Source organism: Puniceibacterium antarcticum, from assembly GCF_002760615.1.
GTDB lineage: Bacteria > Pseudomonadota > Alphaproteobacteria > Rhodobacterales > Rhodobacteraceae > Puniceibacterium > Puniceibacterium antarcticum.
In genome coordinates this window covers 1-770 of record NZ_AWWI01000023.1, presented here as the reverse complement: position 1 = coordinate 770, position 770 = coordinate 1, and the positions used below count along the sequence as shown (strand labels likewise).

At 66.1% G+C, this 770-nt stretch carries 2 protein-coding genes; both read right to left on the bottom strand.

Annotation, left to right across the window (positions count from 1 at the left end):
• Window positions 1-64: 64 nt before the first annotated feature.
• A complete protein-coding gene (locus tag P775_RS02585; protein WP_099909504.1) occupies window positions 65-328 on the bottom strand; it encodes a Y-family DNA polymerase in 264 nt (87 codons plus the stop codon).
• The coding region (locus tag P775_RS27875) for an ImuA family protein (protein WP_099909503.1) at window positions 255-770 on the bottom strand (516 nt) is incomplete at its 5' end. The genes P775_RS02585 and P775_RS27875, both read right to left, overlap by 74 nt.

The following is a 770-nucleotide window of genomic DNA, read 5'->3' as shown; positions in this document are numbered from 1 at the left end:
TTCAGCAGGTTGTGCTTCTGCTCGGTTGCGAAGCTGAATGGAAATCCCATGGCCATGCCCGACCTCAGCGGCGCAGGCTGGCAAGTGCTGCGGCCTCGCGTGCGAGGTCCGCCGGACGGGTCGCGAGGTCCGGACAGATGGCGCGGGCATCGGCGAGCGCCATGCCGCGCGACAGGCCCCGGGCCGAGGCCGCCGGATTGAGGCAATGCAGATGATCGGCCTTGCCCGACCGGTGAGTCAGGGCAAAGCACCCCTCAACGGGGCGTGTCCGAAGGCTCGTATCGCTCGCGAACCTCGCAAACCATATGGACAGTATCCGACGCGCCATTCCAGTTCACGACCCAGCTTCCAATTGTTCCCTGTTTGTTCTTTATAAGCGCCCATTGAAACAGAGTCGAGTCCGCCGCCTCGCTGGCCAGGGGGGCGCAACACCAGCGCGTCTCGGCGGCATTGCTGCCTGCGCCTGCCCGGATCAGCATCAGGCCGGTGGTGCGCCCGGCCTCGGCGGCCAGTTGCAACCGCCGACCTGCGATCAGGGACAAGGGCTTTTGCGGCGCGGCAATCACCAGGCTGACAGCTTGCGTGCGCAAGGCTTCTTCGATGCACCAAAGCAGGTCTGCCTCACCCACGGGACGCAACAGATGCAGTCGTTCGCCGACGCCCCGGGGCAAGCCGCGCAGCATCGGCAGTTCCTGTACATGCTCGGGCAGGATCCACACCAGCGGTCCCGGATGCCGTGCCGCCTGAAACCAGGCGAATGCGCGCCGCCC